Genomic DNA, 14,220 nt, shown 5'->3' with positions numbered 1-14,220 from the left:
TCAGTACCACTGCTTGAAGCGGCGGATGTAGATCGTCTTCATCAGTTGGGCCACGCAGCAGTAGCTGAGCAGGGTGCCCACCAGCCATGGGAAGTACGCCAGCGGCAGCGGTTGCAGGCCTACCAGGGTGCCCAGTGGCGAGAACGGCACGTAGATCCCCAGCACGATCACCACACAAGTCATCATCAATACCGGCCAGGCGGCGGTGCTCTGGAAGAACGGGATCTTGCGGGTCCGCAGCATGTGCACGACCAGGGTTTGCGAGAGCAGCCCCTCGATGAACCAGCCGGACTGGAACAGGGTCTGCATTTCCACACTGTTGGCGGCGAACACGAACCACATCAGCGCAAAGGTGGTGATGTCGAAGATCGACGAGGTCGGCCCGATCCAGATCATGAACCGGCCGATGTTCTTCGCATCCCACTTCCGCGGCTTGGCCAGGTACTCCTTGTCCATCTTGTCCCACGGCAAGGCGAGCTGGGAGATGTCGTACATCAGGTTCTGCAACAGCAGGTGGATCGACAGCATCGGCAGGAACGGAATGAACGCACTGGCCACCAGCACCGAGAACACGTTGCCGAAGTTGGAGCTGGCCGTCATGTTCAGGTACTTCATGATATTGCCGAAGGTTTCGCGGCCCTTGAGCACGCCTTCTTCCAGCACCATCAGGCTCTTTTCCAGCAGGATGATGTCGGCCGATTCCTTGGCGATATCGGTGGCCGTATCGACCGAGATACCCACGTCGGCGTCGCGCAGTGCCGGTGCATCGTTGATCCCATCACCGAGGAAACCCACGGTGTGGCCGTTGGCTTGCAGCGCCTTGAGCACGCGGGACTTCTGCAGCGGTGTCAGCTTGGCGAACACGGTGCGTTCTTCCACGCGGCGCAGCAGCGTGGCGTCGTCCATGGCTTCAATTTCAGCTCCCAGCAGCGGCTGGCCTGGATCGAGACCGACCTGGCGGCAGATCTTGCTGGTGACCACGGCGTTGTCGCCGGTCAACACCTTGATTGCCACGCCGATCTGTTGCAGGGCCGCAATCGCAGGGCCGGCAGTTTCCTTCGGTGGGTCAAGGAAAGTCAGGAAGCCCTGGATCACCAGGTTGCGCTCGTCGGCAGTGGTGTACTGTTGGCGTGCCATCGATTTAGGAATGTGGCGGGTGGCGACCACCAGCACACGGAAGCCGTCTTCGTTGTAGTCGTTGGCGATCGCCAGCAGTTCTTCACGGCGACGCTCGTCCAGCGGCACGGCGGCGCCCGCTTCCATGACATGCGTGGAAATGCTCAGCATCTCTTCCACAGCGCCTTTGCACACCAGCAGTTGGTCGTCGGCAGCATCCTTGACCACGATGGACAGGCGACGGCGCACGAAGTCGAACGGCAACTCATCGACCTTGCTGTAGGCGAACGGCACCTTGAACTTCGGGTTCTGCTCCGAGAATTCCACCACCGCCTGGTCCATCAGGTTCTTCATGCCGCTCTGGTGATGGCTGTTGAGCCAGGCCAGGGACAGCACGGCATCATCACGCTGGCCAAAGGCGTTGACGTGGTGTTCGAGGATGATCTTGTCCTGGGTCAGGGTGCCGGTCTTGTCGGTGCACAGCACGTCCATCGAGCCGAAGTTCTGGATCGCGTTGAGGCGCTTGACCACCACTTTGCGCTTGGCCATGGCGGTGGCGCCCTTGGCCAGGTTGGCGCTGACGATCATCGGCAGCATTTCCGGGGTGAGGCCGACGGCCACCGCCAGGGCAAACAGGAACGCATCGCCCCAGTCGCCCTTGGAGAAGCCGTTGAGCAGGAACACGATCGGCACCATCACCAGCATGAAGCGGATCAGCAACCAACTGACGCTGTTCACCCCGCGATCGAACGCGGTTTGCACTCGGGAACCGACAATCGCTTTGGCCAGGGAGCCAAAGTAAGTGCGCGGCCCGGTGGCGACCACCACGGCTTTGGCGCGACCACTGACCACGTTGGTGCCCATGAAGCAGATGTTCGGCAGGTCCAGCAGGTTGCCCTGGTCGGCCACTGCCGGTCCGGCGGATTTCTGCGTGACGTTACCCAAGGTGTCGTACTTTTCCACCGGCAAGGCTTCGCCGGTCAGTACGGCCTGGCTGATGAACAGGTCGCGGGATTCGATCAGGCGGATGTCCGCCGGGATCATGTCGCCGGCCGACAGCTGCACGATATCGCCGGCCACCAGCTCGCGCATCGGCACTTCGCGCAGGGTCGGTTGCGAACCTACCTGCTCACGGCGCAACACGGTGGCCGTAGTGCGTACCATGGCTTTCAGCGCTTCGGCGGATTTGGCCGAGCGGTGTTCCTGCCAGAAGCGCAGCAGGCTGCTGAGTAGCACCATGGTCATGATGATGATGACTTTGGTTGGGTCAGCGTCTTCGCCTTCCTGCATCGGCAGCCAGCAGTCCGTGAAGAAACTGATACCGGCCAGGGTCAGCAGCACATAGATAAAGGGGTTATTCAGTGCCTGCAGGAACTGGACGATGGCGTGAGGCGGCTTATCGTGGGCAACTTCGTTGTAGCCTTCACGTTGCAGGCGAGCGGAGGCGTCCAGTTCGGTCAAGCCGTCCTGGGTGGCACGTACGTTCGCCAGGGTGGCCGACAGGCCGTTGTGGGCTTCGCGGGCGGCACGCATCGACAGTTTGGTGTCGGCGTCGGTGCCATTCTTTTTGTGCAGAGGCGGGTTTTTTACGGCGCTCATTGTCTGTACTCCTGTCGCCAATTTTCGACAAAACATACCCGGTACTTACCTGAATACAGGCGAGCGAAAGCATGCCGAGTCGCTAACTTCGCGATCGGTTTAAATAAGGTGTTCACATAACTTCTACAGTGCCCGCTAACAGCGCGTTAGTTAACTAGCGCGCAGCGGGCTACTACTGGACGTGTTCATAAAGAACTCCAGAACATGGATCAGGAAGTTGCTGTTTCCAGCCGGGTCAGGCGGCGCGAGCGCTCACATAAAGACCGAGCATCAAGCTGGCCTGTGCCAGGCTGGAAACCTTGGGTCTCTGTGGGTCTTGAGGGTCGGCGTGATCCCAGTGCTGCACCAGTTGGCCGCTTTCCGGGCAGATACGCCAATGCGCCAGCGGGTAGGCCGGGCGCACTTGAGGGGAGGGTGCAGCAAAAGCAGAGCGGGTAGGCGAAAAACCTACGGGCTCACGGCACAGCTTGGCGCGCAGGGCGGCCGCTAGTGTGCGTACATCAGGCAAAACAAGGGCTTGGAAGGTCATAACACACCTCGGGACCGGACGAGCGACCGGCGAGGCAGTTACGGTGGAGCATCGAGCTCTAGCGCAGCTTACCGGACCGGGGTGGCGAGTCCTGTCATATTCTGGGTTTGGCGCCCGATGCCCGCGTAAGCGGTGTTCGGACAGCGACTAGATACTGTGTCCATTGGCTTCTTTTGTGAGGTTTAAAAAAGGCCCCAGTTGCGGGCACGGGCAATCTACTCACGACGCCGCAGGATGTCAACGCTTAATGTATTAATTCATTACAAGTTCAGAGTTTGTTCAGACAGAAGGCCTGTTTCATTTCGTTAGGTACTTACACTTAGTCAGGGTTTCGAGTGTGAGGGTATTTATTCTCCGCTAAGGAGATGAGCCGGCTTGCCCGTATCCCCCCTGGGAGGATACGATCAGCGCATCGCCGAAGGAGCCTCTCAATGAGCGAACATGCCCACCAAACCCACGAAGCCATCGTTAAACGCCTCAAGCGTGCCGAAGGTCATTTGCGCAGCATCACCAGCATGATCGAGGCGCAGCGCCCGTGTGTGGATATCGCCCAGCAATTGCACGCGGTGGAGAAAGCCATCTGCCAGGCCAAGCGCACGCTGATCCAGGACCATATCGACCATTGCCTGGAAGGCAGCGTGACGCTGGATGGCCAGGCCTCGTTGGCCGAGCTCAAGCAACTGACCAAGTACCTGTAGGCCGCGAGGGGAGATTCCCATGTTCGATGTGCTGAGCAATAAGACGTACCGGCGCCTGTTCTTCGCTCAGATTATTGCGCTGATCGGCACTGGCTTGACGACGGTGGCCCTGGGGCTGCTGGCATTCGACCTGGCGGGTGATCAAGCCGGTACCGTGCTCGGCACGGCGTTGGCGATCAAGATGGCGGCCTATATCGGCGTTGCGCCGGTGGCGGCAGCCTTTGCCGAGCGTTTGCCGCGCCGGGCGATGCTGGTTAGCCTGGACCTGATCCGCGCCCTGGTCGCCTTGGCGTTGCCGTTTGTCACGGAGATCTGGCAGGTCTATTTGCTGATTTTTGTGCTGCAGTCTGCCTCGGCGGCATTTACGCCGACCTTTCAAGCGATCATTCCCGAGATCCTCCCCGATGAAGCGCAGTACACCAAGGCCCTGTCCCTCGCGCGCCTGGCGTACGACATGGAAAGCGTGATCAGCCCGATACTCGCGGCGATGTTGCTGAGCATCATCAGTTTCCACAGCTTGTTTGCCGGGACGTCAGTGGGCTTTTTTATCTCGGCGCTGCTGGTGTCTTCGGTGCTGCTGCCGCAGGCCAGAGCGGCGGTGCGGCGGGGTATCTATGACCGCACCACCCGTGGTCTGCGGATTTTCCTGGCGACCCCGCGTCTGCGCGGTTTGCTCGCGCTCAACCTGGCGGTGGCGGCCGCGAGTGCGATGGTCATCGTCAACAGTGTGGTGCTGGTACAGTCGGGATTTGCCTTGCCGCAACGCTTCACGGCGTTTGCACTGGCAGCGTTCGGGGCCGGTTCGATGATGGCTGCATGGGCGTTGCCGAGGGTGCTGGCGCGCCTCAGTGATCGCACCGTGATGATTTCAGGCGCCGGCTTGCTGATCATGGGGCTCAGCGTGGGTGTCTACCTGTCGGATTACCGACAAATGCTGCTGTTGTGGTGGATGCTGGGCCTGGGTTATTCCCTGGGGCAGACCCCAGGCGGGCGCCTGTTGCGTCGCTCCGCTCATGCCGAAGACCGGCCTGCGTTGTTTGCTGCGCAATTCGCGTTGTCGCATGTCTGCTGGCTGCTGACTTACCCCTTGGCCGGCTGGCTCAGTGCCAACTTCGGAATGTCGCAGACATTTGCCAGCCTGGCGTTTGTGGCTACCTTGGCACTGATCGCCTGCGCCAGCCTCTGGCGGCCAGAACATGAGCAACCTGCGGTGGTGCATGAACACCCTGATCTGCCCGGGGGGCATCCGCACTTGGCACGCAATAAAGCGGGAATGCACGGGCATGCCTACGTCATCGATGACCTGCACCGCCGCTGGCCAGCTTGATCAAATGCCTTGCGCGGCCAATATCGCCAGATAGATCAGCACCAGCCCACAGGCGGCATAACTGATGCGCTGCCAGGTGGGCGAGGCATTCTGGCGCAACAAGTTGACCAGCCCCGCGAGCAGAAAGCACGACAGCACCGACGCCAGCATGAAGCCGGCAAAGAACATCAGCGTCTGCCCGTGGCTGGGCGTGGTGCCGACGATGCCTGACAGCGCGCTGCCCAACGCGCCCCAGTAAACAATGTTTTTCGGGTTGGCCAGGGAGATCGCCGCCCCGGTGGCCAGTGCATTTTGCCGAGTGCTGGCGGGTGCATCGTCTGACTCAGGTAGCTTCCAGGCGTCGATCAGGCTGCGAATGCCGAGCCAAGCCAGGTACAACGCACACACCACCGTCAACGGCACGCGCACGGCGTCATGCTGGATCAGCAAAGCGATGCCGGTCAGGCCGATTATCGCCCACACTGCATCGCCCACCAGTGAACCGAACTGCACCAGCAAGGCCGGTGTGAAGCCGTGCAGCAAGCCACGGCGCAAAGTCTCTGCCAACACCGCGCCGGGTGAGAGGCAGAACACGAAACCGAATACCAATGCGTAAAAGAAGATCGTCAGCATGCCCACATTCCTTCAAGAGATGGCAGGCAGTGTGAGGATGAGCCGAGGTGGTGTCTTGGACCAGATTGCGCTGTTCAGCGTTTAACCGCGCTTTGATAGAGACCCGGGGTGATGCCGTAAGCGGAGCGAAAGTGCCGATTGAGGTGGCTTTGATCGGCAAAGCCCAGGTGATGGGCGACGTCGGAAGCGGCCATGCCGTTGCGCAATAGGCCTTTGGCGCGGCGCGTACGCAACTGCATGGCCCACTCACGGGGCGTCAGCCCGGTTTCTTTCCGGAAGGCGCGCAGCAGGTGGAATTTGGAGAGGCCCATCTCAGCGCCAAGGTGGTCCAGCGTCAAGGGTTGATGCAGTTGCTCGGAAAGCAGTTCCTGGGCGCGACTGATCAGAGGCTTGCCGGTGTCGGTGCTGCCTGGCAGACGCACACCGCTGATCTCCACGACTTCCCCCAATAGCAGCACCAACGCCTCTTCATTCAGTTCGCGAACCAGCGTGTCGGTACTCAACGCACCCTTGATGGCCGTCGCCAGTCGCAGCGCAAGGTCGGGTTGGAAGCACAGTGATCGATCAAACTCCAGATGCGCCAGCCCAAGGTCCGTCGCCAATTGATCCGCGGTGGCGTACAGGCTCACAAAGTGCCAGGGCACACCGTCTGCCGCGCCGCCACCCTGAATCTGGCCGGGGTTGTACAAGGTGATGGAGCCGGGTCCGGCGTGGAACTCCCGACGGTCGAGCCAGACTTTTTCTTCGCCCAGCAGGTTCACGCCGATCACGCATTCATCATGACTATGGCGGGCAAAGGTCAGGCCGGTGCAGGCGGTGCTGCTGATTTCATAGCGGCCCAGCCAGGCGTGTCGCACGGCGCTCATTGATTCAACTCAGTCAGGAGGCAGGCACGAGCATACGCTGGCAAGCGGGCTCAGATCGACCGTTGATTGACGCGGTGCGAGAGTTCGTCGGCGCTTTCCTTGCGCTCCGAATAGCGGTCCACCAGGTCCGGGCGCTCGCGCAGCAGCAGGGTGAACTTCACCAGTTCCTCCATTACATCGACCACGCGGTCGTACAGGGCGGAGGGCTTCATGCGGTCCTGATCGTCGAACTCCATGAACGCCTTGGGCACCGAGGATTGATTGGGGATGGTGAACATGCGCATCCAGCGCCCCAGCACGCGCAACTGGTTAACCGTATTGAAGGACTGCGAGCCGCCGGACACCTGCATCACCGCCAAAGTTTTACCTTGGGTCGGGCGCACGGCGCCAAGGGCCAGCGGCACCCAGTCGAGCTGCGCCTTGAACACCGCTGACATCGAACCGTGGCGCTCGGGCGAGCACCACACCTGGCCTTCGGACCACTGCATCAGTTCCAGCAGCTCTTGGACTTTGGGGTGGTCACGCGGCGCATCGTCGGGCAGTGGCAAACCGCTGGGGTTGAAGATGCGCGTTTGCGCACCGAAGTGCTGCAACAGGCGTGCGGCTTCTTCTACCAGCAGCCGGCTGAAGGAGCGTTCGCGGGTCGAGCCGTAGAGCAGCAGGATGCGCGGTGGTTGGGCTGAGCCGTCCGATTTTGACGGGAACAGGGTCAGGTCCAGGTTGGGCAGGGTGGTCATAGGGCCTCCGATTACAGCTCGGCAATTCGAGCGAGTTCTGCCTTGAGTTCAGTTGGGCTGAGCTCGGCAAACGGCAGGATGAAAAACGCTCGACAGCGCGTGGCAATGGTCTTCAGCGTGGCGTCGAATGCCGCCTGCACGCGTGCATCGTCACCCTGCACATCCGAAGGGTCTTCCAACCCCCAGTGCGCCTTTACCGCTGGCCCGAAATACACCGGGCAAGCTTCGCCGGCCGCCTTGTCGCACACGGTAATCACCACGTCCGGCGGGCTGCCTTCGAACGCGTCGTTGCCTTTGCTGTACAGGCCTTCGGTGCGGATGCCGGCGGCCTGCAAGGTGCTCAGGCTGCGCGGCAGGACCAGGCCCTTGGGAAAGCTGCCGGAGCTGATCGCCTCGAAACCTTCTGGCGCCAAGTGGTTGAACATCGCTTCGGACAGGATGCTGCGGCAGCTGTTGGCGGTACACATGAACAGGACTTTCATGGAGCGATCTCCTTTTAGAAACTCAGTCGCAAGGCGAGGGCGGCGAGGGTGATCAACAGCACCGGCAAGGTCAGCACAATGCCGACCTTGAAGTAGTAGCCCCAGGTGATGGTGATGCCCTTGCGTGCCAGGATATGCAGCCAAAGCAAGGTGGCGAGGCTGCCGATGGGGGTGATTTTCGGGCCCAGGTCACTGCCGATCACGTTGGCGTAGATCATCGCGTCCTTGACCACGCCCACGGCATGGCTGGACTCGATGGACAGCGCGCCGATCAACACCGTCGGCAGGTTGTTCATCGCCGAGGACAGCAACGCCGTCAGCACGCCCGTGCCCATGGCTGCGCCCCACACGCCGTAAGTGGCGAAGGTATCGAGCCAGGTCGCCAGGTAGGTGGTGAGGCCGGCGTTACGCAAGCCATAGACCACCAGGTACATACCGAGGGAAAAAACCACGATCTGCCACGGCGCTTCCTTCAGTACTTTGCGCGTGGAAATCTTGTGGCCCTTGGCGGCGATCACCAGCAGGAGCACGGCGCACACGGCGGAAATCGCGCTGATCGGAATGCCCAGCGGTTCCAGGGCAAAGCAGCCTACCAGCAGGATGCCCAGCACCCACCAACCGGCACGGAAGGTGGCGCGGTCGTGGATGGCGCTGGCGGGGTCCTCGAGGTCCGCGGGGTCGTAGGTCCGCGGGATGTCGCGGCGGAAGAACCACAGCAGCACCGCCAGCGTGGCCGCGACGCTGACAAAGTTCACCGGCACCATCACGGCGGCGTATTCGTTGAAGCCGATCTTGAAGTAGTCGGCGGAGACGATATTCACCAGGTTCGACACCACCAGCGGCAGGCTCGCCGTATCAGCGATAAAGCCCGCGCCCATGACGAACGCCAAGGTGGCCGCTGGAGAAAAGCGCAGCGCCAGCAGCATCGACATCACGATCGGCGTCAGGATCAGTGCCGCGCCGTCGTTGGCGAACAGCGCCGAGACCAAGGCGCCGAGCAATACCATATAGGCAAACAAACGTCGGCCGCGTCCACGTCCCCAGCGTGCGACATGCAGCGCAGTCCAGGCAAAGAAGCCGGCTTCGTCCAGTAACAGGCTGATGATGATCAACGCGACAAAGGTCCCCGTGGCATTCCAGATGATGTGCCACACCACGGGAATGTCAGTCAGGCTGATCACGCCGCAGGCGAGGGCCAGGATCGCGCCCATCGTGGCGCTCCAGCCGACACCCAAACCTTTGGGCTGCCAGATGACCAGGACGATGGTGAAGATGAAAATGGCAATTGCGACAAGCATGAATAAAGGCTCCGATGGCTCAGCAGCAGGTGCTGGCCCGTTGTGGTCTGTCGCCCATTGCATCCAGACGCTGCGCGTCGTTATGCAACCATGGCTGGTTGGCTTGTAGGGTGGTAAGCAGCACTTCGGTCACCCACTCGGGCAATGCCGGGTTGATGCGGTAGTAGATCCATTGACCCTGACGACGATCCAGCAGCAACCCGCAACTGCGCAGTTGCGCCAAGTGGCGGGAGATCTTGGGCTGGCTGTCATCCAAGGCATGGATCAGTTCGCACACGCAAAGTTCGCCTTCACGCAGGATCAGTAACGTCAGGCGTGCCCGGGTGGCATCGGCCAGGCATTTGAAGAGGGTGGGTGGGGCGATGAGGTCCGACATGGCCAAGGCCTGTGTATATATGGTTATTCGAATATACGGATTTCCATATGTATCAGTCAAACCCCGTTTCAATTGATATGGATCAAATGCCGTGGAATCCGCCACAAGTGTTTGAAATTAAAATGAAACACGAATGTCCTAAAGTGCCTGCCCATTGCTGATGAAGGAAGAACCCGCGTGACCCGTGCCACTCGCAACCTGCGCAAGACCCTGGATTCCGTCGCGGAAAATAACGAAACCGCGGCGTTCGACCTGATGCGCGCCGTTGAAAAACTCGGTGATGAAGTGCTGCGCCAGCGCCTGCTCAATACCATTCACCGGCTCAATCAGGATGCCTATGAGTTGCGCGAAGCGCGTGATTCGGTGGAGCAGGTGTCGGTCCGGCTCGCCTGAGCAAGATCGTTCAAGACAAGCCCATTGTTGTGCTGGCATGCTTGTCGACTGTCTGTCGATGAGCCGTTTCCATGCCTACCGCCTTACCGCATTACGCCTTCGCTCGCGGCGCCATTGCCGTTATTCCCTTGTCCCTGGCCTGCGCGCCTTGGGGACTGCTGGCCGGTTCCATGGCCATCGATGCGCAGTTCAGCCCGTTGGAAGCTCAGGGGTTGTCCGCCATCGTGTTTGCCGGTGCGGCGCAACTGGTCGCCATCGGCATGGTCAAGAGTGGCGCCAGTCTGATTTCAATCGTGTTGACCACCTTGCTGCTGACCTCCCAGCATTTGCTCTACGGCATGCACCTGCGTCCGATTTTGTCGCCGCTCAAGACCCGCTGGCGCATGAGCCTGGGCTTTCTGCTCACCGATGAATTCTTCGCACTGGTCAGCCACTACGACCGTGAGACCTTCAACCGCTGGTATGCGCTGGGTGTGGGGCTGACGTTCTATATCGCCTGGAACCTGTTCACTCTGGCCGGTATCGTGCTCGGCAAGAGCATCCCCGGTCTTGACCAACTGGGCCTGGAGTTTTCCATCGCCGCCACCTTTATCGCGCTGATCACGCCGGTGGTGCGTGACGTCCCCACTGTGGTCTGCGTGGCGGTGTCACTGGTGTTTTCGGTGTGGCTGAGTTTCCTGCATTGGGAATCGGCGGTGGTGGTGTCCGGCGTGCTGGGCATGAGCGCGGGTTATGCCTGCAAGCGACTGGGAGTAGGGCAGCAATGATCTACATCATGATCGTGGCGATGGGCCTGGTGGTCTTTTTCAACCGTTACCTGTTTATCGAGCCGCGCCTGCCAGTGCGCCTCAACCGAGGGGCGCGGGAATTTCTCGGGTTTGCAGTGCCGGGCATGCTCACGGCAATTTGCGGGCCGATCATTTTCCTGGCGGATCATCATCTGAACCTGAGCCCGGCCAACCCTTACCTGTTGGCGGGTATCAGCGCGGTGGGGCTGATGTACTGGACGCGCAATGTGCTGGTCACCGTGTTGTTGAGCATGGCGTTGTTCTACCTGTTCCGCTGGTTGCTCTAAAACCCAGGCGAAAAAAAGCCCGCGGGAGGGCGGGCCGAAGGCAGACTTCTAAAAATGAGCGTGGCCAATATAGGCCGCGCCTTCTCCCTTTACAGTGAAACAAAGTTCATGCAGCCGTCAGTCCGGTACGCGGCAATGTTACAGTCGCGTTTTTTTCCAACGGAGCAATGGCATGCACAAGGTGGTAATTGGCGCACTGGTACTGGCGGCCCTGGCCGGTTGCGCGGGTTCGAAGATGAAAGAAGCGCGCGCAGGAACGCCCTACAAGACCCTGGCGTCGGACAAGGCCACCCTGGTCGTTGCCGAATGCGTGCAGTTCGGCTGGCAGGACGAAAGTGTGTTCGGCGTTGATGCCGGCGGCTTCAAGGAACCGATCGAGGCGGGCGGTTACACCGTGTACACCACCGCTGGCGATTACTTTGTTGATGTGCAAAGCGCGGGTGCCGGTTCTTCCATCAAGTACTACGCCGCAGAAGACAACATGCCCGCCAAGCGTCGTTTGGCCGCACTCGCGACCTGCCTGTAATCCATTGCCTTAGACGATTTAGGAAATGCCTGGCACGACAGCCGCCGGGCATTAGCTTATGATTCACCCGCTCGCCCGACATGATGGCTCTTTACCAGTACACGGACGTCGAGGCCTAAACGTCGGGCGAGCATCCCTTCCTTTCTTCAACGCGGCATGTAGCCCAAGTGCCAGCGACGGGGAATCTTCAGTGACACCACTCCCAGCAACCCCGCCAACACGCCGCTGACCATCAGCGCTTTCAAGCCCATCTGCTGCTCCAGCAGTGCGCCAATCACCGCCCCCACGAACATGCCTGCCCATGGGATCAACTGTACGCGCCAGCCACTGCGCCGCTCTCCGAGCAACCAGCGCCCGAGCCCACGACCAAAGCGCGAAAGCGCCCCGGTGACATAAGTCAGCCCCACCGGCAAACCGTTGACCTCTTCCACAGCGGCATTAAGCATGCCCATCGCGATGATCGCCGCCAACAGCGCGGGCAGCGCGTCCGCGTAAGGCAGCCATGCCGCGCCGCACAACAACGCCGCAATACACAGCAGCAACGGCAAGGCGTGGCGACGGCTCATTCGACTGACCACCACCCCCAACGCGTTGCCGACCACAAATGTCGCGACCAGCAACAACAGCCGTCCGGTCAGCCCAAGATCCCCCGCGCTGATCGCCACCGCCAGACGCGTGGTGTTGCCGCTCATGAACGAAACGAAATCGCCGCTCGCCATGAAGCCGATGGCGTCGGTCATGCCCGCCAGTACCGACAGGCTGGCCACTAGCATCAGCCCGACTCGGCCACGCCAGCGTTGCCGGTGAGCGAGTGCAGCATTGGCGTAAGGCTTGCGGGGCGAAGGCAGCATAGGGCCGGGTTCCTCGGTGAGATTATCCGGCCACTACCGTAGGACGCTTTCAGCGCGCGTGCAATGACCTCAGACAGCTTCCAACGACCAACCTGTGTGGTGCCAATCCAGGAAATGGGTGGGCTTGATCGATAGAATGAACGCCGCGTCATGGGAGACCACCAGCATTGCCCCGTTGAAACCTTGCAGCGCCTGCTCGAAAGCCATCACCGACTCCAGGTCCAAGTGATTGGTCGGTTCGTCCAGTAACAGCAGTTGCGCCGGCACTTCGCGCCACAAGGCAATTGCCATCGCGGCCTTCAAGCGTTCGCCACCGCTGAGTTGCCCGGTGGGTTGGGTGACGCGCAAGGCATCCAGTTGCAGCAAAGCCAGGCGTGTACGCAATTCGGCTTCGGCCAGGGGGGTGTCGAGCAGGTTGAGGTGTTCGACGATGGAGCGCTGATCGTCCAGCAGCGCAAGGTGCTGATCAATGTAGGCGCAGGGCAGATGCACCTTGCATTCACCCGCGACGACCTGCCATTTACCGGCCAGTACCTTCAGCAACGTGGACTTGCCGCAGCCGTTCGGCCCACGTACGGCAACGCGCACCGGACCTGCGAGATGCACATTCAGACAGGTCGACGGCAGCCACGGCAACTGTGCGTCCACCAACGACAACACCTGCCTCCCGTTGGGCACCGCTGATGCGGGCAATGCCAACAGCGTCGGCGTTTCTTCTTCGACCCGTTCATAAGCCTGGCGCACCTGGGTATCCAGTTCGTGTTTATGTTGCCAGTGCGCGCTGCGCACGGTGCTGACGATTTCCGTGGCGGCGCCTTTCCAGCGCGCCTTGGTGAAACGGTCGACGTTGGCGGTTTCCGCATGCTTGCGTGAGCGCGCGGCGTTGCGTTGCAGGCTGTCGTGTTCCTTTTGCAGGCGCCGCCGTTCGCGGCTGCGCTCCAGGCGTGCATGGTCCAGCGCGGCGATGGCGGCCTGTTGTTCGGCATCACGCTGCAGGCGATAGGCCTCGTAGTTGCCGCCATAGACGTTTACGCCCAGGGGCGACAGTTCAATGATGCGCGCCATGGCGTTGAGCAATTGCCGATCATGGCTGACCACCACCAGGCCACCACGCCAAGCGCTGAGCACACGAAGCAGCCAGGCGCGGCCTTCGCCGTCGAGGTGGTTGGTAGGTTCATCGAGCACCAGCAGCGGCGGCGCGGCCAGCAGCGCGCCGATGATAGCGACCCTGGCCAACTGGCCGCCGCTGAGTTGGTCGGCCGGGGTATCAGAAGCCAGCTGCCACAGCCCCGCGCCGTCCAAGGCACTGCGCAAGCGTTCGGCCAGGTCCCAGCGGTCATCGATCAATTCCAGGTCTTGGACCTGTGCGGCGCCTCGGGTCATGCGTTCAAGGGCTGCCAATATCTCTGCGGTGCCGGTGAGATCGGCGACCGTTTCCCCTGGCGCAACCGCGATGCTCTGCGCAACGTAGATCACTCGGCCTGGGCCATTCAGCGAGCCAGAGGAGGGCGCCAGCAGCCCAGCGATCAAGCGGGCGAGAATGCTTTTACCTCGACCATTGCGCCCCACAATGCCGGTAGGTGTGTGATCGATGGACAGGGTCAAGTCATCCAGCAGGGTTTCGCCATTGGCGAACTGGAAGCTCAGGTGTTGCAGGGAAACAAGGACGGGCAGCCGGTTGACGTCAGTCATCAGCACCTCCAAAAAAATGTCGGACAGGCCAACAAGCGCGCCA

Annotated in this window: 16 protein-coding genes; 6 read left to right on the top strand and 10 right to left on the bottom strand. The window is 61.0% G+C overall.

The window, feature by feature from the left end:
- On the bottom strand, positions 1-2,715 hold the full coding sequence (mgtA, locus tag RB216_RS14675) for a magnesium-translocating P-type ATPase (protein ID WP_122684952.1): 2,715 nt from the start codon (positions 2,713-2,715) through the stop codon (positions 1-3).
- 235 nt (positions 2,716-2,950) lie between these two features.
- Positions 2,951-3,244, bottom strand: a complete 294-nt coding sequence (locus tag RB216_RS14670; RefSeq protein WP_016975784.1) for a hypothetical protein — start codon at positions 3,242-3,244, stop codon at positions 2,951-2,953.
- 431 nt (positions 3,245-3,675) lie between these two features.
- Here RB216_RS14670 and RB216_RS14665 point away from each other — a divergent pair, with 431 nt between their 5' ends.
- Together RB216_RS14665 and RB216_RS14660 are read left to right on the top strand one after the other, a co-directional pair.
- A complete protein-coding gene (locus tag RB216_RS14665) occupies positions 3,676-3,942 on the top strand; it encodes a metal-sensing transcriptional repressor (protein ID WP_068933064.1) in 267 nt (88 codons plus the stop codon).
- A 19-nt stretch (positions 3,943-3,961) separates the two neighbouring features.
- On the top strand, positions 3,962-5,269 hold the full coding sequence (locus tag RB216_RS14660; protein ID WP_236321038.1) for an MFS transporter: 1,308 nt from the start codon (positions 3,962-3,964) through the stop codon (positions 5,267-5,269).
- Here the strand turns inward: RB216_RS14660 and RB216_RS14655 are convergent, their stop codons facing one another.
- From RB216_RS14655 to RB216_RS14630, 6 genes are all read right to left on the bottom strand, one after another.
- Complete coding sequence (locus RB216_RS14655; RefSeq protein WP_028616241.1) at positions 5,270-5,881, bottom strand: LysE family transporter; 612 nt, start codon at positions 5,879-5,881, stop codon at positions 5,270-5,272.
- Between the two features lie 74 nt (positions 5,882-5,955).
- Positions 5,956-6,747 (bottom strand): helix-turn-helix transcriptional regulator, encoded by a 792-nt coding sequence (locus RB216_RS14650; protein WP_308907457.1) that lies wholly within the window; start codon positions 6,745-6,747, stop codon positions 5,956-5,958.
- 50 nt (positions 6,748-6,797) lie between these two features.
- A complete protein-coding gene (gene arsH, locus RB216_RS14645) occupies positions 6,798-7,484 on the bottom strand; it encodes an arsenical resistance protein ArsH (RefSeq protein WP_028616239.1) in 687 nt (228 codons plus the stop codon).
- An 11-nt stretch (positions 7,485-7,495) separates the two neighbouring features.
- Positions 7,496-7,966 carry an arsenate reductase ArsC gene (locus RB216_RS14640; RefSeq protein WP_068933070.1) on the bottom strand — a complete coding sequence of 157 codons (471 nt, stop codon included), beginning with the start codon at positions 7,964-7,966 and terminating at the stop codon, positions 7,496-7,498.
- Positions 7,967-7,980: 14 nt separating this feature from the next.
- Positions 7,981-9,264, bottom strand: a complete 1,284-nt coding sequence (locus RB216_RS14635; RefSeq protein WP_068933073.1) for an arsenic transporter — start codon at positions 9,262-9,264, stop codon at positions 7,981-7,983.
- Between the two features lie 19 nt (positions 9,265-9,283).
- Positions 9,284-9,640 carry a metalloregulator ArsR/SmtB family transcription factor gene (locus RB216_RS14630; protein ID WP_028616236.1) on the bottom strand — a complete coding sequence of 119 codons (357 nt, stop codon included), beginning with the start codon at positions 9,638-9,640 and terminating at the stop codon, positions 9,284-9,286.
- A gap of 177 nt (positions 9,641-9,817) precedes the next feature.
- Here RB216_RS14630 and RB216_RS14625 point away from each other — a divergent pair, with 177 nt between their 5' ends.
- From RB216_RS14625 to RB216_RS14610, 4 genes are all read left to right on the top strand, one after another.
- Positions 9,818-10,033 carry a hypothetical protein gene (locus RB216_RS14625; RefSeq protein ID WP_005788169.1) on the top strand — a complete coding sequence of 72 codons (216 nt, stop codon included), beginning with the start codon at positions 9,818-9,820 and terminating at the stop codon, positions 10,031-10,033.
- A 71-nt stretch (positions 10,034-10,104) separates the two neighbouring features.
- Positions 10,105-10,800, top strand: coding sequence for an AzlC family ABC transporter permease (locus tag RB216_RS14620; RefSeq protein ID WP_028616235.1), 696 nt, complete (start codon positions 10,105-10,107; stop codon positions 10,798-10,800).
- Entirely contained in the window at positions 10,797-11,108 is a 312-nt protein-coding gene (locus RB216_RS14615) for an AzlD domain-containing protein (RefSeq protein WP_028616234.1), read from the top strand. The genes RB216_RS14620 and RB216_RS14615 overlap by 4 nt, the downstream gene beginning before the upstream one ends.
- 172 nt (positions 11,109-11,280) lie before the next feature.
- The gene (locus RB216_RS14610) at positions 11,281-11,634 is read left to right on the top strand and encodes a hypothetical protein (protein ID WP_028616233.1); all 354 of its coding nucleotides are present in this window, start codon (positions 11,281-11,283) and stop codon (positions 11,632-11,634) included.
- A 146-nt stretch (positions 11,635-11,780) separates the two neighbouring features.
- On the opposite strand, the gene RB216_RS14605 is transcribed toward RB216_RS14610, so the two are convergent.
- Positions 11,781-12,485, bottom strand: coding sequence for a YoaK family protein (locus RB216_RS14605; protein WP_068933079.1), 705 nt, complete (start codon positions 12,483-12,485; stop codon positions 11,781-11,783).
- Positions 12,486-12,554: 69 nt separating this feature from the next.
- On the bottom strand, positions 12,555-14,177 hold the full coding sequence (locus RB216_RS14600; RefSeq protein ID WP_308907456.1) for an ATP-binding cassette domain-containing protein: 1,623 nt from the start codon (positions 14,175-14,177) through the stop codon (positions 12,555-12,557).
- Positions 14,178-14,220 lie beyond the last annotated feature (43 nt).

The sequence above is a fragment of the Pseudomonas canadensis genome (genome assembly GCF_030980095.1).
Taxonomy (GTDB): Bacteria; Pseudomonadota; Gammaproteobacteria; order Pseudomonadales; family Pseudomonadaceae; genus Aquipseudomonas; species Aquipseudomonas canadensis.
This window is presented reverse-complemented; position numbering and strand designations above follow the sequence as displayed.

Excerpts from the sequence above, each read along its gene's own strand:
- mgtA (WP_122684952.1), bottom strand. The coding sequence starts at position 2,715 with ATGAGCGCCGTAAAAAACCCGCCTCTGCACAAAAAGAATGGCACCGAC.
- RB216_RS14670 (WP_016975784.1), bottom strand. The coding sequence starts at position 3,244 with ATGACCTTCCAAGCCCTTGTTTTGCCTGATGTACGCACACTAGCGGCC.
- RB216_RS14665 (WP_068933064.1), top strand. The coding sequence starts at position 3,676 with ATGAGCGAACATGCCCACCAAACCCACGAAGCCATCGTTAAACGCCTC.
- RB216_RS14660 (WP_236321038.1), top strand. The coding sequence starts at position 3,962 with ATGTTCGATGTGCTGAGCAATAAGACGTACCGGCGCCTGTTCTTCGCT.
- RB216_RS14655 (WP_028616241.1), bottom strand. The coding sequence starts at position 5,881 with ATGCTGACGATCTTCTTTTACGCATTGGTATTCGGTTTCGTGTTCTGC.
- RB216_RS14650 (WP_308907457.1), bottom strand. The coding sequence starts at position 6,747 with ATGAGCGCCGTGCGACACGCCTGGCTGGGCCGCTATGAAATCAGCAGC.
- arsH (WP_028616239.1), bottom strand. The coding sequence starts at position 7,484 with ATGACCACCCTGCCCAACCTGGACCTGACCCTGTTCCCGTCAAAATCG.
- RB216_RS14640 (WP_068933070.1), bottom strand. The coding sequence starts at position 7,966 with ATGAAAGTCCTGTTCATGTGTACCGCCAACAGCTGCCGCAGCATCCTG.
- RB216_RS14635 (WP_068933073.1), bottom strand. The coding sequence starts at position 9,264 with ATGCTTGTCGCAATTGCCATTTTCATCTTCACCATCGTCCTGGTCATC.
- RB216_RS14630 (WP_028616236.1), bottom strand. The coding sequence starts at position 9,640 with ATGTCGGACCTCATCGCCCCACCCACCCTCTTCAAATGCCTGGCCGAT.
- RB216_RS14620 (WP_028616235.1), top strand. The coding sequence starts at position 10,105 with ATGCCTACCGCCTTACCGCATTACGCCTTCGCTCGCGGCGCCATTGCC.
- RB216_RS14615 (WP_028616234.1), top strand. The coding sequence starts at position 10,797 with ATGATCTACATCATGATCGTGGCGATGGGCCTGGTGGTCTTTTTCAAC.
- RB216_RS14610 (WP_028616233.1), top strand. The coding sequence starts at position 11,281 with ATGCACAAGGTGGTAATTGGCGCACTGGTACTGGCGGCCCTGGCCGGT.
- RB216_RS14605 (WP_068933079.1), bottom strand. The coding sequence starts at position 12,485 with ATGCTGCCTTCGCCCCGCAAGCCTTACGCCAATGCTGCACTCGCTCAC.
- RB216_RS14600 (WP_308907456.1), bottom strand. The coding sequence starts at position 14,177 with ATGACTGACGTCAACCGGCTGCCCGTCCTTGTTTCCCTGCAACACCTG.